Here is a 233-nt window from a genome sequence, read left to right as displayed (position 1 = left end):
TCTTTCAAGGCCTCACAACACTCTGGATAAATTGCCGGCAAGCGCCAACGTGGCGGGGTAAAACCAACCACAACCAAAATGTTGTCTTCCTCCTAGTCCGTAACACTGTAATCGGAGCGACTCCTCAGGCGTTAAACCTTTAACTAAAACCTGATACCCTAAAATTTTCTTCTGTTTTACCCACACAAATTCAGGTTTCAATGCCTTTGGGATCACAACTTCCCCATTGATAT

At 44.2% G+C, this 233-nt stretch carries 1 protein-coding gene; it reads right to left on the bottom strand.

What is annotated here, in order from left to right; translation table 11 throughout:
- Positions 1–12: 12 nt before the first annotated feature.
- Positions 13–233, bottom strand: a 221-nt coding sequence (locus ACK4IR_RS08420; protein WP_409873928.1) for a type I-MYXAN CRISPR-associated protein Cas6/Cmx6, incomplete at its 5' end; no start/stop codon positions are given.

Source organism: Thermosynechococcus sp., from assembly GCF_046299635.1.
Lineage (GTDB): Bacteria > Cyanobacteriota > Cyanobacteriia > Thermosynechococcales > Thermosynechococcaceae > Thermosynechococcus.
This window is presented reverse-complemented; position numbering and strand designations above follow the sequence as displayed.